Origin of the sequence: Vibrio lamellibrachiae, assembly GCF_050337265.1 — a bacterium.
Taxonomy (GTDB): Bacteria; Pseudomonadota; Gammaproteobacteria; order Enterobacterales; family Vibrionaceae; genus Vibrio; species Vibrio kyushuensis.
Map to the genome: position 1 here is coordinate 348758 of NZ_JAKJSU010000006.1, position 19703 is coordinate 368460.

General features: G+C 42.5%; 19 protein-coding genes and 1 other annotated feature. Of the genes, 13 read left to right on the forward strand and 6 right to left on the reverse strand.

Annotated features, from left to right (window positions below; genetic code table 11):
• Positions 1-48: 48 nt before the first annotated feature.
• The 9 genes from L4C54_RS10740 (at position 49) to hisIE (ending at position 9232) form a co-directional block, all read left to right on the forward strand.
• On the forward strand, positions 49-1650 hold the full coding sequence (locus tag L4C54_RS10740) for a Na+/H+ antiporter NhaC family protein (RefSeq protein WP_428808165.1): 1602 nt from the start codon (positions 49-51) through the stop codon (positions 1648-1650).
• Between the two features lie 198 nt (positions 1651-1848).
• Positions 1849-1983: a sequence feature (His leader region), on the forward strand.
• 53 nt (positions 1984-2036) lie between these two features.
• Positions 2037-2933, forward strand: coding sequence for an ATP phosphoribosyltransferase (hisG, locus tag L4C54_RS10745; RefSeq protein WP_428808166.1), 897 nt, complete (start codon positions 2037-2039; stop codon positions 2931-2933).
• A gap of 4 nt (positions 2934-2937) precedes the next feature.
• Complete coding sequence (gene hisD, locus L4C54_RS10750; RefSeq protein WP_428808167.1) at positions 2938-4236, forward strand: histidinol dehydrogenase; 1299 nt, start codon at positions 2938-2940, stop codon at positions 4234-4236.
• A complete protein-coding gene (hisC, locus tag L4C54_RS10755) occupies positions 4236-5276 on the forward strand; it encodes a histidinol-phosphate transaminase (RefSeq protein ID WP_428808168.1) in 1041 nt (346 codons plus the stop codon). Before hisD ends, hisC begins: the two co-directional genes overlap by 1 nt.
• Positions 5277-5352: 76 nt before the next feature.
• The gene (gene hisB / locus L4C54_RS10760) at positions 5353-6426 is read left to right on the forward strand and encodes a bifunctional histidinol-phosphatase/imidazoleglycerol-phosphate dehydratase HisB (protein WP_428808169.1); all 1074 of its coding nucleotides are present in this window, start codon (positions 5353-5355) and stop codon (positions 6424-6426) included.
• A 12-nt stretch (positions 6427-6438) separates the two neighbouring features.
• A complete protein-coding gene (gene hisH, locus L4C54_RS10765; protein WP_428808170.1) occupies positions 6439-7053 on the forward strand; it encodes an imidazole glycerol phosphate synthase subunit HisH in 615 nt (204 codons plus the stop codon).
• A 36-nt stretch (positions 7054-7089) separates the two neighbouring features.
• Entirely contained in the window at positions 7090-7827 is a 738-nt protein-coding gene (gene hisA / locus L4C54_RS10770; protein WP_428808171.1) for a 1-(5-phosphoribosyl)-5-[(5-phosphoribosylamino)methylideneamino]imidazole-4-carboxamide isomerase, read from the forward strand.
• Complete coding sequence (hisF, locus tag L4C54_RS10775; RefSeq protein WP_428808172.1) at positions 7809-8582, forward strand: imidazole glycerol phosphate synthase subunit HisF; 774 nt, start codon at positions 7809-7811, stop codon at positions 8580-8582. Before hisA ends, hisF begins: the two co-directional genes overlap by 19 nt.
• Positions 8579-9232, forward strand: a complete 654-nt coding sequence (gene hisIE / locus L4C54_RS10780) for a bifunctional phosphoribosyl-AMP cyclohydrolase/phosphoribosyl-ATP diphosphatase HisIE (RefSeq protein ID WP_428802326.1) — start codon at positions 8579-8581, stop codon at positions 9230-9232. Before hisF ends, hisIE begins: the two co-directional genes overlap by 4 nt.
• A 102-nt stretch (positions 9233-9334) precedes the next feature.
• Here the strand turns inward: hisIE and L4C54_RS10785 are convergent, their stop codons facing one another.
• Positions 9335-10024: a pseudouridine synthase gene (locus tag L4C54_RS10785; RefSeq protein ID WP_428808173.1), complete on the reverse strand. Its 690-nt coding sequence runs from the start codon at positions 10022-10024 to the stop codon at positions 9335-9337.
• 288 nt (positions 10025-10312) lie between these two features.
• Here L4C54_RS10785 and L4C54_RS10790 point away from each other — a divergent pair, with 288 nt between their 5' ends.
• A complete protein-coding gene (locus L4C54_RS10790) occupies positions 10313-12538 on the forward strand; it encodes an NADP-dependent isocitrate dehydrogenase (protein WP_428808174.1) in 2226 nt (741 codons plus the stop codon).
• A gap of 184 nt (positions 12539-12722) precedes the next feature.
• Here L4C54_RS10790 and cspD read toward each other — a convergent pair whose 3' ends face one another.
• Positions 12723-12944 carry a cold shock domain-containing protein CspD gene (gene cspD / locus L4C54_RS10795; protein WP_428802323.1) on the reverse strand — a complete coding sequence of 74 codons (222 nt, stop codon included), beginning with the start codon at positions 12942-12944 and terminating at the stop codon, positions 12723-12725.
• Between the two features lie 470 nt (positions 12945-13414).
• On the opposite strand from cspD, the gene clpS reads away from it, so the two are divergent.
• Both clpS and clpA read left to right on the forward strand, forming a co-directional pair.
• Positions 13415-13735, forward strand: a complete 321-nt coding sequence (clpS, locus tag L4C54_RS10800) for an ATP-dependent Clp protease adapter ClpS (protein ID WP_428808175.1) — start codon at positions 13415-13417, stop codon at positions 13733-13735.
• A 41-nt stretch (positions 13736-13776) separates the two neighbouring features.
• Positions 13777-16044 carry an ATP-dependent Clp protease ATP-binding subunit ClpA gene (gene clpA, locus L4C54_RS10805; RefSeq protein WP_428808176.1) on the forward strand — a complete coding sequence of 756 codons (2268 nt, stop codon included), beginning with the start codon at positions 13777-13779 and terminating at the stop codon, positions 16042-16044.
• 130 nt (positions 16045-16174) lie between these two features.
• Here clpA and L4C54_RS10810 read toward each other — a convergent pair whose 3' ends face one another.
• The 4 genes from L4C54_RS10810 to L4C54_RS10825 form a co-directional block, all read right to left on the reverse strand.
• A complete protein-coding gene (locus tag L4C54_RS10810) occupies positions 16175-16771 on the reverse strand; it encodes a YdcF family protein (RefSeq protein WP_428808287.1) in 597 nt (198 codons plus the stop codon).
• Positions 16772-16883: 112 nt separating this feature from the next.
• Positions 16884-17774 (reverse strand): NAD-dependent epimerase/dehydratase family protein, encoded by an 891-nt coding sequence (locus tag L4C54_RS10815; RefSeq protein WP_428808177.1) that lies wholly within the window; start codon positions 17772-17774, stop codon positions 16884-16886.
• Between the two features lie 28 nt (positions 17775-17802).
• Positions 17803-18036: a TIGR02647 family protein gene (locus L4C54_RS10820; RefSeq protein ID WP_428808178.1), complete on the reverse strand. Its 234-nt coding sequence runs from the start codon at positions 18034-18036 to the stop codon at positions 17803-17805.
• Positions 18037-18346: 310 nt separating this feature from the next.
• Positions 18347-19135, reverse strand: a complete 789-nt coding sequence (locus tag L4C54_RS10825; protein ID WP_428808179.1) for an ABC transporter permease — start codon at positions 19133-19135, stop codon at positions 18347-18349.
• Positions 19136-19494: 359 nt separating this feature from the next.
• Here L4C54_RS10825 and torE point away from each other — a divergent pair, with 359 nt between their 5' ends.
• Entirely contained in the window at positions 19495-19671 is a 177-nt protein-coding gene (torE, locus tag L4C54_RS10830; RefSeq protein ID WP_428808180.1) for a trimethylamine N-oxide reductase system protein TorE, read from the forward strand.
• Positions 19672-19703: the final 32 nt, after the last annotated feature.

The following is a 19703-nucleotide window of genomic DNA, read 5'->3' on the forward strand; positions in this document are numbered from 1 at the left end:
TTCTGCAGTAGATCTCTTGCCATTTTTACTAACTGGTTTTTGAAGATCATGAATTTAATCGATTTTGCATCATCCCCTTTGTCACTTTTGCCTCCAATTGTGGCACTAAGCTTAGCTATTATTACGCGTCGCGTATTGGTTTCTCTCGGTGTTGGTATAGTACTGGGTGCGTTACTACTTACTGACTACTCTATTGGTAACCTAGTTGGTTACGTTGGTACTACAGTATCAAGCGTCTTTATTGAAGACGGCGGTATTAACACGTGGAATATGAGTATTGTCGGCTTTTTGCTATTGCTTGGCATGATGACCGCACTTTTAACCATGTCTGGTGGCACACGCGCGTTTGCTGAGTGGGCTCAAACTCGCGTTAAAAGTAAACGTGGTTCAAAGCTACTTGCAGCTTGCCTTGGCGTATTTATCTTCATTGATGATTACTTCAATAGTTTGGCGGTAGGTGCGATCTCTCGCCCGGTTACTGACCGTTATTACGTTTCTCGCGCAAAGCTTTCTTATATTCTTGATTCTACAGCCGCGCCAATGTGTGTATTGATGCCAGCTTCAAGCTGGGGTGCGTACATTATGACTATCGTTGGTGGCATCTTAATATCTCACGGTGTGACTGAGTACACTGCGATTGGCGCGTATGTGCGTATGATCCCAATGAACTTCTACGCAGTCTTTGCTCTATTAATGGTATTCGCTGTAGTTTGGTTCCAGCTTGATGTTGGCCAAATGCGTAAACATGAAATTCGCGCCTCTCAAGGCCGTGGATTCGATAAAGATAAAGAAGCGGATCTTCCACAAGCGCATGAGCTTAATGAAGAGTTGGATATTGAAGAGAGTGAACACGGTAAAGTGTCTGACCTAGTGCTACCAATTGTTGCACTGATTGCTTCAATGGTTGTCGCGATGCTTTACACTGGTGGTCAAGCTTTAAAAGCGGACGGTGAAGCGTTCTCACTACTTGGCGCTTTTGAAAATACCGATGTTGGTATGTCTCTTATTTATGGTGGCCTTACTGGTTTTGCTGTTGCATTGATTACTGTGCTCAAGCAAAAAATGTCTCCAAGCGATATTGGCGTAACGCTTTGGATCGGTGCTAAGTCTATGTTTGGTGCAATTTTAATTCTAATTTTTGCATGGACGATTGGTACTGTAATTGGTGACATGAAAACAGGTACTTATTTGTCGTCGCAGATCGAAGGCACTATTAGTTCGACGTGGTTACCCGTTATTCTGTTCTTACTTGCTGGTCTAATGGCATTCTCAACAGGTACTTCTTGGGGTACGTTCGGTATCATGTTACCAATTGCTGGTGATATGGCTGCGGCAACAGACATCGCACTAATGCTTCCAATGCTAAGCGCGGTATTAGCGGGTTCTGTATTTGGTGATCACTGTTCTCCAATTTCAGATACAACAATTCTGTCTTCTACTGGTGCGCGTTGTAATCATATTGACCACGTTGCAACTCAGTTACCTTATGCACTGTCAGTGGCGTTTGTGTCATGTGTTGGTTTTATTGTTCTTGGACTGACTTCGTCAGTATTGTTCTCATTCCTAGCATCGTCAGTAACGTTTGTTCTGGTTTGTTTTGCAATGTCTATGATTGCTAAGTCTCAATTAGAGAACTGTCAAAGCGTTTAATTCGACCGGTTTATAGATAGATAAAAGGAGGCTTCGGCCTCCTTTTTTAATGCGTGTAAATCGTTTTAATATTGTTTGTAAATAAAAGAAGAAAACTGTCAATTAGTGGTTGCAAATAATACTTAGCTTAGTTAATGTGGATATCAACGAAGCAACACTAGCAGAGCCAATAAGTATGCGTTATTTAAATATTAATATTCATCACCATCATCACCCAATCTAGTCTTTCGGGAGATGTACGCATACCCGGGAGGCACAGGCTCCCGGAGGTGAAATCTGCAACACAAGATTCAAACCCTCGGGAGACTAAATGTCTCCCGAGGGTTTTTTAGTTTTAAGCTTTAACAATTATTAATAAATTCAACAATTTGTACAGGGAAGAGAACATGCAAGCACAACGCCTAAGAATCGCTATCCAAAAGAAAGGCCGCCTAAGTAAAGAGTGTCAGGAGTTACTTAAAAAGTGTGGTGTTAAATTTATCGTAATGGGTGAGCGCCTTGTCGTTCACTCACTAAATATGCCAATTGACTTGTTACTTGTTCGTGATGACGATATTCCAGGCTTGATCATGGACGGCGTAGTTGACCTAGGTTTCATCGGTGAGAACGAACTAGAAGAAGTTCGTTTGGATAGAAAAGCCCTTGGTAAGCCAAATGAGTATGTTGCTTTACGTCGCCTAGATTTCGGTGGTTGCCGCTTATCTATCGCGATTAACAAAGACGAAGAGTACAACGGTCCACAAGACCTTGCAGGTAAGCGTATTGCCACTACTTACCCTCAACTATTAAAAGCATTTATGGATGAGCAGGGTGTTGATTATAGTGCATGTATGTTAACAGGATCTGTCGAAGTTGCTCCTCGTGCTGGCCTTTCTGACGCAATTGCCGATTTGGTATCGACAGGTGCAACACTTGAAGCGAACGGCTTGAAAGAAGCGGAAGTAATTTTTAAATCGAAAGCGACACTGATTCAACGCAATGGTGAGTTCGATGCAGATAAGCAAGCTCTTATCGAAAAGCTTCTTACTCGTATGCAAGGTGTCCAACAAGCGAAAGAATCAAAATACATCATGTTACACGCTCCAGTTGCCAAGTTAGAGCAAGTGAAAGCGTTGCTTCCGGGCGCTGAAGATCCAACCGTGTTACCACTATCATCAGATACCGAAAAAGTTGCCGTTCATCTCGTCAGCACAGAGAACCTGTTCTGGGAAACAATGGAACAACTTAAAGAGCTTGGTGCAAGTTCAATTCTTGTTCTTCCAATTGAAAAAATGATGGGGTAACGCCATGAGAACCGTTGTTTGGCAATCATTGAGTGAATCACAACAAGACTCTGTTTTAGAGCGCCCAGCAATTACGGAAGGCGCGAACATCACAGCTGCTGTATCAGATGTGATCACAAGTGTACGTAATCAAGGTGATGAAGCACTTATTTCGCTAACTAAAAAGTTCGATGGCGTGTCACTCGATTCAATTCAAGTATCAGAAAGTGAAATTGAGTCTGCATCAGCAAGACTTAGTGAAGAAATGAAGACGGCACTAAAGCAAGCGTATAGCAATATTGCAAAGTTCCACGAGGCTCAAAAGCCGCAACCGCTTAAAGTCGAAACTCAACCTGGTGTAGTGTGTGAGCAACTGACTCGCCCAATTAATACGGTTGGGCTCTATATCCCTGGTGGAAGTGCTCCGTTGCCATCAACAGTTTTGATGCTGGGCGTGCCATCTCAAATTGCGGGTTGTCGTAAAGTCGTATTGTGTTCTCCACCGCCAATCGCGGATGAAATCTTATACGTAGCAAAGCTGTGTAATATTGATGAAGTGTACAATGTGGGAGGTGGTCAAGCTATTGCAGCTATGGCTTATGGTACAGAAACAGTGACTAAGGTTGATAAGATATTTGGCCCTGGTAATGCCTATGTAACAGAAGCGAAAAGACAAGTGAGTAATGATTTTCGTGGCGCAGCGATTGATATGCCAGCAGGGCCTTCAGAAGTATTAGTGTTAGCCGATGAGACAGCAGATGCAGATTTCATCGCGGCTGATCTACTGAGTCAAGCGGAGCACGGACCAGATTCACAAGTTGTGCTAGTGACGCCGTCATTGGTAATCGCTGATCAAGTAACCGATGCCGTTCAGCGTCAGCTTAAAGAGCTATCGCGTGCTGACATTGCCCAGAAGGCGTTAGCTTCAAGCCTCGTGATTATTGCTGAATCAATAGAGCAAGCCATCTCAATTTCTAATTACTACGGGCCTGAGCACTTAATCGTGCAGACTAAGAATCCACGTGCGCTATTACCAGAGCTTGATAACGCTGGTTCTATTTTCTTAGGTGATTGGTCACCAGAATCAGCGGGTGATTACGCATCGGGTACCAACCACGTATTGCCAACGTATGGTTATACAAAAACATACTCTAGCCTTGGTTTAGCCGATTTCTCGAAACGCATGACTGTTCAAGAGTTAACGGCGGATGGTTTGAAAATCTTGGCGCCAACAGTTGTGACTATGGCTGACGCGGAAGGGTTAGATGCGCACAAACGCGCGGTAACGATTCGCATCGAAAAACTGGCTGCAGGAGAAAGCTAATGGAAAAGCTCGCTCGTAAACAAGTTCAAGGATTAACGCCCTATATGTCAGCACGACGTATTGGCGGAACGGGAGATGTTTGGCTAAATGCCAATGAATCTCCATTTAATAATGAATATAAAACCGATTTTGCCCGTTTAAATCGTTATAGCGAATGTCAGCCTAAAGCACTCATTGAAGCTTACGCGGCGTATGCGGGTGTAACGGCAGATCAAACATTAACAACACGTGGTGCAGATGAAGGTATCGAGTTACTGATTCGCGCTTTCTGTGAGCCCAATGAAGATGCGATTTTGTTTTGTCCTCCGACATACGGAATGTATTCGATCAGCGCTGAAACGATTGGTGTTGAAAGAAAAGTTGTACCATTAACGGATGATTGGCAGCTCGATTTAGACAGCATTAAGAAGAATCTAGATACTGTGAAGCTGGTCTTTGTCTGTAGCCCAAATAACCCAACGGGTAATTTGGTAAAGCGTGAAGACATTATATCGCTTCTTGAAATGACCCAAGATCGTGCGATTGTCGTAATGGATGAAGCATACATCGATTTTTGTCCAGAAGCTTCGACGGTCGACCTGCTTAAGCAATATCCGAACCTTGCGATACTACGAACCTTATCTAAAGCTTTTGCATTGGCAGGGCTACGTTGTGGTTTTACCTTGGCGAATAAATCTATTATTGATGTTCTGTTGAAGGTTATTGCACCTTATCCGGTACCAGTTCCAGTCGCTGAAATTGCACAGCAAGCTTTATCTGAAGCAGGGCTTGCGAGAGCGAGATATCAAGTATTGGATCTAAGCGCGAACCGAGCCTATTTACAGGCGGGGCTATCCATTATTCCTCAATTAACCATTTTTGAAGGGTGGGGTAACTACCTATTGGTTAAATTTGAAGACGGCGACGTGTTGTTCAAGGCAGCGTGGAATAACGGGATTATTTTGCGTAATTCGCCGATTGAAAATTGCGTACGAATTAGTATCGGAAATCGAGAAGAGTGTGAGAAAACGCTCGCGTTTATTCGAAACTATTACGCCTAATTTCATATTATTACGCTACGGCGTATTTATTTAAGGCAACCCATTTGCCTTGTTAAAAATTTAAAAGGAAGTTCGTGTGAGTAAGCAACAGAAAATACTATTTATCGATCGTGACGGAACCTTAATTGTAGAGCCTCCTGTCGATTTCCAAGTTGATCGATTAGATAAACTAAAACTAGAGCCTTTTGTAATCCCAAGCCTTTTGTCTTTACAAGATGCAGGTTACCGTCTTGTTATGGTGACAAACCAAGATGGTTTAGGTACAGATAGCTACCCTCAAGACGAGTTTGATGCACCGCATAATATGATGATGGAGATTTTTGAATCTCAAGGCGTTATCTTCGATGATGTGCTTATTTGTCCTCACTTTGAAGAAGACAACTGCTCTTGCCGCAAACCAAAACTTGGCATGGTGAAAGAGTATCTACAGGGCGGCAAGGTCGATTTTGCACAATCAGTGGTTATCGGTGATCGCGAAACTGATATTCAGCTTGCTGAGAACATGGCGATTCGTGCCATTCAATACAATCCACAAACAATGGATTGGAAACAGATTCTCAAAGATTTAACCATCAAAGCACGTAGTGCCCAAGTCGTGCGTACAACCAAAGAAACGGATATTAATGTTTTTGTTAACCTTGATGAAACGGGTGGCAATAAGATTGATACAGGTATGGGCTTTTTTGACCATATGCTTGACCAAATCGCGACGCATGGTGGCTTCCAGTTAAAACTTAACGTGAAAGGTGATTTGCACATTGATGATCACCACACCATTGAAGACACAGCATTAGCGTTAGGTGAAGCGTTGAAAGAAGCGTTGGGTGACAAGCGTGGTATTGGCCGCTTTGGGTTTAGTCTTCCAATGGATGAGTGTTTAGCTCAATGTGCACTTGACCTATCAGGACGCCCGCACCTTAAGTTTGATGCCAAGTTCTCGCGAGAACTGGTGGGAGACTTATCGACGGAAATGGTCGTACACTTCTTCCGCTCATTAACCGATACACTCGCTTGTACTTTGCACCTTTCTTCTTTTGGCGATAATGATCACCACATAATTGAGAGCTTGTTTAAGGCGTTTGGTCGCACTGTTCGTCAGGCGATTAAAGTAGAAGGCACTGAATTGCCAAGTAGTAAAGGCGTACTTTAGAAAGGAAGCATCATGACAGATCAAAAAGTAGTCATTATCGATACTGGCTGTGCCAACGTTTCTTCAGTGAAATTTGCCATTGAACGTCTTGGATATACCGTCACTATTTCAAAGCAGCCTGATGTTGTTTTAGACGCTGATAAACTCTTCCTTCCCGGGGTTGGAACGGCAAGTGAAGCGATGAAGAACCTGCGTGAACGTGAGCTTATCGACCTTGTTAAGCAAGTGGATAAGCCGTTGCTGGGCATTTGCTTAGGTATGCAGCTGCTAGGTAAAGCATCGCAAGAGAAAGGTCAAAAAGCCGATGAGATTGTCGAGTGCCTTGGGCTTTGTGATGGCGATGTTAAACGCATGCAGACAGGCGATCTACCATTGCCTCACATGGGGTGGAACACAGTAGAATCCGCGTCAGGTCATCCACTGTTTAAAGATATAGAAATGAACGAATACTTCTACTTTGTTCATAGCTTTGCTATGCCTGTTGGTGATTACACGATAGGGCAATGTGATTATGGCCAGCCATTTACGGCTGCGCTTCAAAATGATAACTACTATGGCGTTCAATTCCACCCAGAACGTTCTAGCAAAGCAGGCTCAAAACTCATTCAAAACTTCTTAGAGCTGTAGCAATAGAACTCTGAGAAAAGGGAAAAGGAATTTATCGTGATTATTCCAGCATTAGACTTAATTGAAGGCCAAGTTGTTCGCCTATTCCAAGGTGACTACGGTCAAGTAACAGAATACAAAGTGGATCCTGCTGAGCAGTTTAACCTATACCACCAAGCAGGTGCGAACTGGCTACACTTAGTGGATTTAACAGGCGCTAAAGATACAACAGCGCGTCAGCTCGATTTAATTGCCAAGCTTTTAGACAGCACACCAGCGAATATTCAAATCGGTGGTGGTGTTCGTACTGAGCAAGACGTGGTCGATTTACTGGAAGCGGGCGCTCAGCGTGTTGTTGTCGGTTCTACTGCAGTGAAACAGCCAGAGCTAGTTAAAGGTTGGATGGCAAAATACGGCGCTGAAAAAATCGTATTGGCCTTGGATATTAATATTGATGAGAAAGGCGTTCGACGTGTCGCTATTTCAGGTTGGCAAGAAGATTCAGGCGTTACTATTGAAGCTTTAGTTGATGACTATCTAACTGTGGGTTTAAAGCATGTGTTATGCACTGACATTTCGCGTGACGGCACGTTAGAAGGTTCAAATGTTGAGCTCTATATCGATCTTTGTAAGCAGTACCCACAAGTTCAGTTTCAATCTTCAGGTGGTATTGGGAGCTTAGCTGATATTGAGGCTTTGAAAGGCAGTGGTGTCGCCGGTGTTATTGTAGGCCGTGCTCTACTTGATGGTAAGTTTACAGCAGAGGAGGCGTTCGCATGTTGGCAAAGCGAATAATTCCTTGTCTAGACGTTCGTGATGGGCAGGTCGTAAAGGGCGTACAGTTTCGCAACCATGAGGTCATTGGTGATATCGTCCCATTGGCACAGCGCTATGCGGAAGAAGGTGCGGATGAGTTGGTTTTTTATGACATCACAGCATCGAGCGATGGCCGCGTAGTAGATAAAAGCTGGGTCGCGCGAGTTGCTGAAGTGATTGATATTCCATTCTGTGTTGCTGGTGGTATTAAATCGGCTGAAGACGCGGCTCGTATTTTGGAGTTTGGCGCTGATAAGGTATCGATCAATTCACCGGCATTAGCAAATCCAGAACTGATTACTCAGCTGGCAGATAAATTTGGTGTGCAGTGTATTGTTGTTGGTATCGATTCATACTACGACAAGGAGACGGGTAAATATCAAGTTTACCAGTTTACGGGCGATGAAGAACGCACCAAAGCAACAAATTGGGAAACCAAAGACTGGGTTCAAGAAGTACAGAAACGTGGTGCAGGTGAAATCGTATTGAATATGATGAACCAAGACGGTGTACGTAATGGCTATGATATTGACCAACTTAATATGGTCAGAGAAGTATGTCACGTCCCGCTAATCGCATCAGGTGGAGCGGGAGCGATGGAACATTTTGTTGAAGCGTACCAAAAGACAAACGTTGATGGCGCGTTAGCCGCATCAGTATTCCACAAACAAGTTATCAATATAGGTCACTTGAAACAGTATCTGAAATCAGAAGGTGTTGAGGTAAGATTATGAGTTTTAACGTATCAGAAATAACCGAGTTTTCTGAGGTAAGTAAGTTATCTGAACGCATCAACTGGGAAAAAGTCGATGGCCTAGTGCCAGCTGTTGTGCAAGACTTTCAATCGAGCCAAGTCTTGATGATGGGTTACATGAATCAAGCTGCGTTGCAAAAAACAGCAGAAACACAGCAAGTCACCTTTTACTCGCGTACAAAAGAGCGTTTATGGACTAAAGGGGAAACATCAGGCAACGTACTTCAGCTTGTTAATGCATCGCTAGATTGCGATAACGACACATTGCTGATCAAGGTTAACCCTATCGGTCCTACTTGTCATACTGGTACAACAACGTGTTGGGATGCGGACAAACAAGAAGAGTCACAGATGGTGTGGCTTCATCAACTTGAGCAGCTATTGGCTGCCCGCAAGGACGCCGATCCTGAGTCCTCTTACACCGCTAGTCTGTACGCTCGTGGTACAAAGCGTATTTCGCAGAAAGTCGGCGAAGAGGGCGTTGAAGTTGCGCTTGCGGCAACGTCGGGCGACAAGGCGGAACTAGTTTGTGAGTCTGCAGATCTTATTTACCACTTGATGGTGCTGCTGCAAGATCAAGGTTTATCGATGAATGATGTGGTTAATAAGCTAAAAGAGCGTCATAAATAGATTCAGATAGTCGTTATTAGTGAAACATGAGTTCGTTAGAAACATAAAAGGTCAGTGCATTAGTGCACTGACCTTTTTATTTGTCTTAGGCTTCAAAGTGGGCTACAAAGTAATTTCTCGCCATTGTCCTGACTGAAGATCGCCAAGCTGCGTATCCCCAATCGAGTAACGAATGAGGCGAAGAGTAGGGTAGCCAATATTAGCTGTCATACGCCTTACCTGTCTATTTCGCCCTTCAATAATGGTGATGGATAACCAAGTAGTTGGAATCTTTGCTCGCACACGTACGGGTGGGATTCGATCCCATACTGTAGGAGCTTCCATCACCTCGACTTTAGCAGGAAGGGTAGGCCCGTCTTTCAGCTCAACGCCATCTCTTAACTTTTGTAGGCTCTCTTCATCAGGCGCACCATCTACTTGCACCCAATAAGTTTTAGGTGCTTTGGAGCTAGGTTGAGTTAAGCGTGCTTGCAAAATACCATCGTTGGTTAAAATCATTAACCCTTCACTGTCACGATCGAGTCTTCCTGCGGCATACACTTCTTTTACGGGGATGTAATCTGCCAACGTTTTTCTGCCTTCACCGTCGGTGAACTGGCTTAATGTATCGTAAGGTTTGTTGAAGATAATGACTTTACGATCTTCTGGCTTAATTCGTTTCGTTTTAGCGCTTTCATTTTTGCGGTGTGCACGTCGAGTTTGATTCCCTTTTGAGGCCTCTCGTTGTTTAAAATGAGGGCTAGACTTATTGGACGAACGCTGACTGTGCTTATCACGAGAACGGGCTTGCATGTTAACTACCTTGCAAAAATGTAAAGAAAGAGTGTTAAAAAGTTTTGTCGAATCTGTAAATAAGCTATTATTTGCGCGCCCAAAAACAGAATAACGCACAAGATAATAGACTATTCTCGCGGTTTTGTTTAATTATAAGTATCAGCACTCAAGGACTTAGGACGTTACTACTCAACGTATAATCCTAAGAAGTTTAAAAGAGTGATAAAATCGCATCAATTTAAGATGCGGACATTCACACAGCACTATTGAAATAATAGAAGCTGTTTAGAGCAATAGGGAAATTTCATGCCTACAGAAAAACCTACCATTATTTATACCATTACTGATGAAGCGCCAGCGCTAGCAACATATTCGTTATTACCAATCATTCAATCTTTTACTGCTTCTTCTGGCATCAATGTAGACACACGTGATATCTCATTAGCTGGGCGTATTATCGCCAACTTTCCTGAGCATTTAAAAGAAGATCAAAGAATTGAAGATGCACTTGCTGAATTAGGTCAACTGGCGAAAACGCCGGAAGCAAACATCATCAAATTGCCTAACGTTTCAGCTTCAGTACCGCAATTGAAAGCCGCTGTTGAAGAGCTACAAGCTAAAGGCTACGCTCTACCAAACTATCCAGAAGAGCCAAGTACGTACGAGCAAGAAGCGATTAAAGCAACGTACGACAAGATTAAAGGCAGTGCAGTAAACCCTGTATTGCGTGAAGGTAACTCAGACAGACGTGCGCCACTTTCTGTTAAGAACTACGCGAAGAAGAACCCGCATTCAATGGGTGCTTGGTCATCAGAGTCTCAATCTCACGTTGCAAGCATGTCTGAAAAAGATTTCTTCGGTAGTGAAAAATCTGTCACCATTAACGGTGATACAGATGTGAAAATTGAGTTTGTTGGGGCTAACGGTTCAGTGAAAGTACTGAAAAAAGCATTCCCACTGCTTGATAAAGAAATTATTGATAGCTCAGTACTAAATAAAACGGCTCTAGTGGCATTCTTTGAAAAAGAGATTGCAGAAGCTAAGAAGCAAGGCGTTTTACTGTCATTGCACTTGAAAGCGACAATGATGAAAGTGTCTGACCCAATTATTTTTGGTCATGCAGTTAAAGTTTACTACAAAGATGTTTTTGCAAAATACGGTGATGTTTTTGAACAGCTAGGTGTTGATGTAAATAACGGTCTTGGTGATGTATACGCTAAGATTACGTCTCTACCTCAAGCTCAAAAAGAAGAGGTCGAAGCAGCAATTCTTGCTGTATACGACACTCAGCCTGCTTTAGCGATGGTGGATTCTGATCGTGGTATTACCAACCTTCACGTTCCAAGTGACGTTATTGTTGATGCATCTATGCCAGCAATGCTGCGTTCTTCTGGTCAAATGTGGGGTCCTGATGGACAGCTTCAAGATACTAAAGCACTGATTCCAGATCGTAGCTACGCGAGTATTTATCAAGCGGTTATCGATTTCTGCAAGAAGAATGGCGCGTTTGATCCAACGACAATGGGTAGCGTTCCAAACGTTGGCCTAATGGCTCAAAAAGCAGAAGAGTACGGTTCTCACGATAAGACATTTACTTTAGATGCTTCAGGTACGGTACGCGTTGTCGATGCATCTGGTGCGACGGTACTTGAGCAATCTGTTGAAGCTGGCGATATCTTCCGTATGTGTCAGGTTAAAGACGCACCAATCCAAGATTGGGTTAAGCTTGCTGTTACTCGCGCTCGCGCAACGGGTGTTCCAGCCGTATTTTGGTTAGATAAAAACCGTGCACATGATGCTCAGCTTATTGAAAAAGTGAACGCTTATTTACCGACTCATGATGTTCAGGGTCTGGATATCAAGATTCTTGCGCCACTTGACGCGTGTCAGTTCTCTCTGGACCGTATCAAAGATGGTTTAGATACTATCTCAGTAACGGGTAACGTTCTTCGTGATTACCTAACGGATCTATTCCCAATTTTGGAATTAGGTACATCCGCGAAAATGCTTTCAGTAGTGCCACTAATGAACGGCGGTGGTTTATTTGAAACAGGAGCGGGTGGTTCAGCGCCTAAGCACGTACAACAGGTTGAAAAAGAAAATCACCTACGTTGGGATTCTCTAGGTGAGTTTTTGGCTCTAGCGGCTTCTCTGGAGCATCTAAGCACTGTAACTGGCAATGCTAAGGCTCAAGTGTTAGCGGATGCTCTTGATAAAGCAACGGGTGAATTCTTAGACGAAAATAAATCGCCATCACGTAAAGTGAATGAGCTTGATAACCGTGGCAGCCACTATTATTTGGCCGCTTATTGGGCGAAGGCTTTGGCAGAGCAGACAAGTGATGCAGATTTATCGGCAGAATTTGCACCTATTGCAAAAGCGTTGGCGGAAAGTGAAGCAAAAATTGTTGCTGAACTGAATGATGCACAGGGTATTAAGGGTGATTTAGGTGGCTATTACGCGCTTAATGACGACAAAGTATCTGCTTTGATGAGACCAAGCCAAACGCTAAATAGCGTGATTAACGGTTAATCAAACCTGAGCACTAAGCCTTACTCGTTGGGGCTTAGTGTATAAGCTTTGTTCGTTATGGGCTTGTTCATTAAGTTTTAACGTATACAAAGCATAAAATAACCCCGCCTAATTAGCGGGGTTATTTTTTATTCTTCGAGTTTTCTATTATTGAAACTCTTTATTTCTGAAACCCTGTCATGACCTATTTTGCCATTTGAGCTTCAATAGGGACGACGGAGCTAGCATGGGAGCCTTTTGGCCCTTGCTCTATTTCATAAGCAACTTGCTGCCCGGCTTTGAGCGTTCTATAGCCGTCCATTTGAATTGTTGAGTAGTGAGCGAAGATATCTCCCTCTTCACCTTCCGGACAGATAAAACCAAATCCCTTGGCATTGTTAAACCATTTTACTGTACCTGTAGCCATGCTATACATCCCTCATGCATTTATTACTGATGTTGTGTTTAGAAGATTACGTCTTAGTAGTGACGTGAATCTGTTAGTGACTTTTAATTCATACGCTTATAAATCTTTACTCACTAATTGACCAATGTAGTCAATGATTCGCCACAGTCAATAGGCAAAAGGTCTAATTTGCTACATATTTGCAAACAAATCACTTTTAAGATTTACATTTTTGCAACTTGACAAGTTGCAGTTTAACTAATTTGATCGAGAGCTTATGTGAAACTGTTTGCTTTTTAATCAATTAGATAATTCATTCGCTTTAAAGAGAATGTTTTATTTGCAGCTATTGAATTGCTGACTTAGTCTCTAAGTATAGAGATGTATTTCTGGTCACAATTTTTCTTATCACCTTAAGAGATAAATCTAAAACTTTACTCATACAAAGTGATAAAATCGAGTTTAGAAAATCTTGAAATATTGAATTGACCATGGGCCGAAATTTTGAATGGGTTACTCCAGACTCAGATTTACTGGAGAAAGAAAAAACAGGGATCAAACCACCAGCGATGTATAACGTTTTGTTAAATAACGATGATTACACGCCGATGGACTTTGTTATAGAAATCCTTGAGCGTTTCTTTTCTATGGATATAGAGAAAGCAACGCAAGTGATGCTTCAGGTGCATTACGAAGGAAAAGCAATTTGTGGAACGTTTACCGCTGAAGTAGCTGAAACAAAGGTGGCGCAAGTCACAATGTATTCCAAGGAAAGTGAGCATCCATTGCTTTGCACATTAGAGCAAGCGTAGCGCTTGCACGAACAACATAGTTGTTCTTTTAGGAGGTACTTATGCTTAATAAAGAATTAGAGACGAGTCTAAATGGCGCATTTGCTCGTGCCAGAGACAAACGACACGAGTTTATGACTGTCGAGCACCTCCTTCTTGCATTATTGGAAAATGATGCAGCCAAAGAGGCGTTATCTGCTTGTCAGGCTGACCTTGACGCGTTAAGGCAAGAGCTTGATATTTTCATTGACCAAACAACCCCTCTTATTCCTGAAAACGATGAAACCCGGGAAACTCAACCGACCCTTAGTTTTCAACGAGTACTTCAACGCGCAGTTTTTCATGTTCAGTCTTCAGGGCGTAGTGAAGTGACGGGAGCAAATGTACTTGTCGCGATATTCAGCGAGCAAGAATCTCATGCTGCTTACCTTCTGAAAAAGAACGATATCAGTCGTCTTGATATCGTTAACTTTATCTCTCATGGTATTACTAAATCCTCAAGCTCAAACGATGATTCTTCTTCAGAATCGTTCGGCTCTGAAAGTGTTGAAGAAACCAATTCGGAAGAACGTTTAGAAAGTTTTGCGACTAATTTAAATCAGGTTGCTAAGCAGGGTCATATCGATCCATTAATCGGTCGTGATAAAGAGCTAGAACGAACGATTCAAGTTCTGTGTCGACGCAGAAAAAACAACCCGCTTCTTGTTGGTGAGGCTGGCGTTGGTAAAACTGCAATTGCTGAAGGTTTGGCGTGGAGAATTGTCGAAGGTCAAGTTCCAGAGGTTATCCAAGACAGCGTAATCTATTCACTAGATATTGGCTCTCTTCTTGCTGGTACGAAATACCGCGGTGATTTTGAAAAACGTTTTAAAGGGATTCTGAAGCAGCTAGAAAAAGAAGATGATGCGATTCTATTTATCGATGAAGTACACACTATCATCGGTGCAGGCGCGGCATCGGGGGGGCAGGTTGATGCAGCTAACCTCATTAAGCCGTTACTAAGTAGCGGTAAGCTTCGCTGTATTGGCTCAACGACTTACCAAGAGTACAGCAATATCTTTGAGAAAGAGCGAGCACTTTCACGTCGTTTCCAAAAAATTGATGTTGTTGAACCATCCTTGGATGACACCACGAAGATTCTTATTGGTTTGAAACCTAAGTATGAAGCTCACCATGAAGTGCGTTACACCAATAAGGCACTTCGCGCTGCGGTAGAATTGTCAGCTAAGTATATCAACGAGCGTCATCTGCCCGATAAAGCGATTGATGTTATTGATGAAGCAGGAGCACGTAGTCGTTTGGCTCCAGCTAGCCGTCGTAAGAAAACTGTTGGTGTTGCAGATATTGAGTCCATGGTTGCAAGAATGGCTCGAATCCCAGAGAAATCAGTCTCTTCATCGGATAAAGATATTCTGCAAAAACTAGATGATAAAATGAAGATGTTGGTATTTGGACAAGATCCGGCTATTGATGTTCTTAGCGAGGCAATAAAGTTAACTCGTGCCGGTCTTGGTGCCGATAATAAACCTGTTGGCTCATTCTTATTTGCAGGCCCTACAGGGGTTGGTAAAACAGAAGTAACACTTCAGCTTGCTAAATTGATGGGCATTGAGCTACTACGTTTTGATATGTCTGAGTACGGAGAGCGTCATTCGGTAAGTCGTTTAATTGGTGCTCCTCCTGGCTATGTTGGTTACGATCAAGGTGGTTTACTAACAGATGCAGTATTGAAACACCCTCATGCCGTTGTTTTACTTGATGAGATTGAGAAAGCTCACCCTGATATCTTTAACCTTTTATTGCAGGTGATGGATAACGGCACATTAACCGATAATAACGGTCGTAAAGCCGACTTTAGAAACGTTATTTTGGTTATGACAACTAATGCTGGTGTTCAGGAAACTGAACGTAAGTCTATTGGCCTGATTCAACAAGACAATGCACCTGATGCGATGGCTGTTATTAAGAAAGTCTTTACGCCAGAGTTTAGAAACCGTCTCGATAATATCATTTGGTTTAATAGTCTTGATGAGACAGTGATCCACCAAGTAGTCGATAAGTTTGTGGTTGAACTTCAAGCCCAACTAGACGCTCGCGGTGTTTCACTAGAGGTCTCTGAAGATGCAAGGCATTGGCTAGCTGCTAAAGGCTATGACAAGTCGATGGGAGCACGTCCTATGGGCCGTGTCATTCAAGAGCAATTGAAGAAACCGTTAGCGAATGAACTCTTGTTTGGTTCGTTGGTCGATGGTGGTACGGTTAAAGTTGATTTGAAAAAAGACAAAATTGTTTTTCAATACCTAGGTACCAAAGAAGAAGCGCTTCATTAATTAACGGCTAACTAATAAGCGAGTAGTGAATTGATGAAAAACAAAACCAGAGCATTTAGCTCTGGTTTTTTGTTTTGTAACTCTAAGTCACGGACCCTAGTCTGTAGTAAAGCAGCTTTTACAAATTAACTTAACGCAGCGGCATGTACTGCTTGATCAGATACTGATAGGAGGCTTCAACTTCATCAGGAATTGGCTGTTCAATTTGAAAGCCCAAATTTGGATATGTTTTGATTCTCTCATAGTCCTCAAGCAAAGCGGTTAACGCCATATCCAGTGTCATATTCTCATTAATGTAATCAAAGAATCTATCGGCAGATGATGTGACGATCAGTTGCTCACAGGTAACGGGCCATTGCTTCATAAACGTTGCGTAGCTTCGTCTCTCCATAAATGGCTTTTGAACGAGCAACACCTTTTGGTGCTCAAGCTCGTGCTGGCGGATAAGTTCATAACCAAGCGTTACGTTTTCACCGGTGTTTGAAGCCATCGTCTCCATATAGATAGCGTCTAAAGGGACACCACAGTCTTTTGCAATTGCAGCAAAGGTCTCCGCTTCAGTCTTATCAAATACACCCTCTGTGAAGCGTCCTACACCGCCGGAAAATACAATTCGAGGTGCAAAGCCTTTCAGGTATAACTGTGCGGCATAAGAGGCGACACGAAGGTCATTACTACATAAAACAAAAATGATATCGGACTTGGCAACCGTATGGCCCATTTGCATGTAATCCCATACGGTCTCTATGTGCTGATATAAGCGCTTACGTTGTGATGTCGGTGTATATGACGGGTCGGATACTGCTGCTTCTGATTCCGAGAAAGCACTCGCGGGGAGATTAGTCATGAATAGATTCCAAAGCCTGAGATAAAGTTGGATGCTTGTATTGATAGCCTAGTGAAAGGAGTTTACTCGTGTCTATTTTCTTATCGGGGATATCTATAACCTGTGGGAGTTGAGATGAAGGTAAGCTGGCGCAGTGAAGAGCGAGTTGATAAAACTTATCTTTTGATAGGGTATCAGGGGTCGTAACGTTGATAACCTGATTCTTTAAGTTCTGGGTAGCAAACGTAATACTTCCAACAGCGTCATCTAAGTGAAGCATATTAGCCGGCGCAGAGCTGCTTACTTGTTTTAGCTTACTCACAAAACGGGCAGGGTGCCTATTAGGGCCAATTAATCCACTAAGACGTATTATTACAAACTCAGTACCAGAGTCGATAACGTGCTGCTCCGCGTTTAGCATTACCTTAGCGTTATCACTAAAACTAAGGTAGTTATTACCTTCGTCTCGTTGAGATGCAAGTGCCCAGCTGGCTTTACTTTCATCCATTATCAGATTGCTAGTCCCAGAGTCAGAGCTTTCTTGCTGTTGAGAGACAGTTGGGTAAACCGCACTAGAGCTGATCATGATGATTTTCTTTACCTTGGCGCGAGTCGCGGCTTCAGTAATTTGTTTCCACATGACTTGATATTCTTGAGTGAGTCCTCGACGAAACCCCGGAGGGAAACAGCCAATAACAACGTCTGTTTGTTGTTTGACCAAATCATGTGCAAGATTATGTGGTTTGGTTAAGTCGCAACAAAACCCATGAATACCGAACTGATTGAGTGCTTGAGCTTTTTCGTGGGAGGTATTACTAGCATAAACACGATAGTGTTTAGAAAGGAGCGTAGTGGCGAGTGGTGTACCGAGCCAACCCGCCCCAATTATGGATATTGTTGTCATCTGAAGAACAGTGAAGAGTTACTCAATGCTAAGCATTAAGTATGCGAAGAATTTTATCTACTTTTTCTGCAGTTTCAATACCTTCGTCAGTAAGGTAACCGCCATCTGGTAAGGTGCATAACCCTTTCTTGAATAGACGACTAACAGCATCTTGAACGTCGTTAGAGGCATCTTGACGAACTTTGATACCAGTAGATGCGCTGCCGATGTCAAATTGAAGTAACAGATTTAGTTCAGCGAGATTTTCTTGAGAGTATTTCATCGTGTTATCCTTTTTATGCTATTCCATACACAGTAAGCAAGCATTCCTATCACTGCAAACAGCGAACACAAGAAGTGTTAAATAGAACCAAATTGGCGTACTTTTGTTCGATCATTTACTAAAAATGTTAAGAATAAATTACTGATTGGTTTAACTATTATAGTTGTTTCATATTCCTTGTAGGGTTATCCACATTTTCTGTGGATAACGTGTTTTTAAAGTGCGTAGTTGGATGAATTGTAATCGAAAATGTCGTTTCGAATTTCAAACAGAAGGCCAATTTCATTTTAAAAACTAGCTAAGAAGAAGCCTAGTTTGCTGTGTTCACTAATATCCGTCCCAGCGGATTAATCACACTGTTCAAAGTTAATCGTAGCGACAGTGTTACCGAAATACTCATCATAACGAAAATCGCTATCATAATGAGAAGTTGATACTTAATCGCTGTCATAGGCTCAACGCCGCCCAGAATTTGCCCCGTCATCATTCCTGGAAGCGTGACAAGTCCCGTTGTTATCATAGAGGCTAAAATAGGCGCAAAGGACTTTTGTATCGCATTTCTCAAAAATGGCATTGAGGCATAAATGGGAGAGGCCCCCAAACAGATAGCACCTTGATATTCTTCTTTTCTGTCTTCGTACGCTGAAAATAGATTCTGCAAAGCAACGATGTTACCACTCAAACTATTGCCTAGAAGCATACCAGCTAGGGGGATTAAATACTGAGCGTTATAAACGGGAGTAGGCTGAATAAGCGCGATACAGATTAGAGCTAATAACGGCGATAAACCGACTATCAAACCAGTACTGACTGGTAGAAATAGATACCGATAAGACAGGTTAGCTTTGTTGATGATTGAGAGTGAACCGATGACAATCATCAAGCCGATCCATATTAGGTTAATCAATAAGCTATTGAGATGAAATAAATATTCTAGGTAGGCGCCGATGGCGATGAGTTGCAAAGTCATTCTTCCAACACCCATGAGCATATCGCTTGCGAGCTCAAGCTGATAATAATGGTTAATTGCAAAGGGGATGGCGAGGGTTAAGCTAAATAACGCGAGTTGCCAAGTAGAAATATCAACAATTGAATCCATGTGCGCTCCTAATAATTCACCCACAATTGTACCCTAGAAGAGTGGATTTACACTCAATCGAATTCCCGCTTTAATTTTTTTCTTCGTTCTTACAATTAAGCTTGTTATCAAATAGTTTGAAATTAACTCTTCTGCAACATGTACAATTTGTCATATTTGTTCATAATTTTACACATGGAATGTTAATCAAACACATCTCTGGATGAGCTCAAGAAAGTGTTGATTAATAAGCTTTCAAGTGTAGTTCTCATTGAATGTAACGTTCGTGGTGAACTAAAATTTCATCTAAGAAATGCTAAAAATAAGCAGCTCAATAAATTGAGCCTTTAGAAATAACCAAATAAAACGCAGGTAAATGTATGAGTGATGTTAATAATGTTGGCGGCGTAGAAAAACGCACGTTGGAATGGAAGTCATTCCTTTTTATTACTGTAATCCTCTTCCCAGTCTTAAGTGTCGCCTTTGTTGGCGGGTATGGATTCATCGTTTGGATGCTTCAAATCTTCTTCCTTGGTCCTCCTGGTATGCACGGTTAATTTCGTCACAACCCACTTTTTGATTAGAATTT

What these genes read in the sequence shown, in the direction of transcription:
- L4C54_RS10740 (WP_428808165.1), top strand. Translation starts at nt 49, where the DNA reads ATGAATTTAATCGATTTTGCATCATCCCCTTTGTCACTTTTGCCTCCA.
- hisIE (WP_428802326.1), top strand. Translation starts at nt 8,579, where the DNA reads ATGAGTTTTAACGTATCAGAAATAACCGAGTTTTCTGAGGTAAGTAAG.
- clpA (WP_428808176.1), top strand. Translation starts at nt 13,777, where the DNA reads ATGCTTAATAAAGAATTAGAGACGAGTCTAAATGGCGCATTTGCTCGT.
- hisF (WP_428808172.1), top strand. Translation starts at nt 7,809, where the DNA reads ATGTTGGCAAAGCGAATAATTCCTTGTCTAGACGTTCGTGATGGGCAG.
- hisC (WP_428808168.1), top strand. Translation starts at nt 4,236, where the DNA reads ATGGAAAAGCTCGCTCGTAAACAAGTTCAAGGATTAACGCCCTATATG.
- cspD (WP_428802323.1), bottom strand. Translation starts at nt 12,944, where the DNA reads ATGGCTACAGGTACAGTAAAATGGTTTAACAATGCCAAGGGATTTGGT.
- L4C54_RS10790 (WP_428808174.1), top strand. Translation starts at nt 10,313, where the DNA reads ATGCCTACAGAAAAACCTACCATTATTTATACCATTACTGATGAAGCG.
- torE (WP_428808180.1), top strand. Translation starts at nt 19,495, where the DNA reads ATGAGTGATGTTAATAATGTTGGCGGCGTAGAAAAACGCACGTTGGAA.
- L4C54_RS10810 (WP_428808287.1), bottom strand. Translation starts at nt 16,771, where the DNA reads ATGCAAATGGGCCATACGGTTGCCAAGTCCGATATCATTTTTGTTTTA.
- L4C54_RS10785 (WP_428808173.1), bottom strand. Translation starts at nt 10,024, where the DNA reads ATGCAAGCCCGTTCTCGTGATAAGCACAGTCAGCGTTCGTCCAATAAG.
- hisD (WP_428808167.1), top strand. Translation starts at nt 2,938, where the DNA reads ATGAGAACCGTTGTTTGGCAATCATTGAGTGAATCACAACAAGACTCT.
- L4C54_RS10825 (WP_428808179.1), bottom strand. Translation starts at nt 19,135, where the DNA reads ATGGATTCAATTGTTGATATTTCTACTTGGCAACTCGCGTTATTTAGC.
- clpS (WP_428808175.1), top strand. Translation starts at nt 13,415, where the DNA reads ATGGGCCGAAATTTTGAATGGGTTACTCCAGACTCAGATTTACTGGAG.
- L4C54_RS10820 (WP_428808178.1), bottom strand. Translation starts at nt 18,036, where the DNA reads ATGAAATACTCTCAAGAAAATCTCGCTGAACTAAATCTGTTACTTCAA.
- hisG (WP_428808166.1), top strand. Translation starts at nt 2,037, where the DNA reads ATGCAAGCACAACGCCTAAGAATCGCTATCCAAAAGAAAGGCCGCCTA.
- L4C54_RS10815 (WP_428808177.1), bottom strand. Translation starts at nt 17,774, where the DNA reads ATGACAACAATATCCATAATTGGGGCGGGTTGGCTCGGTACACCACTC.
- hisH (WP_428808170.1), top strand. Translation starts at nt 6,439, where the DNA reads ATGACAGATCAAAAAGTAGTCATTATCGATACTGGCTGTGCCAACGTT.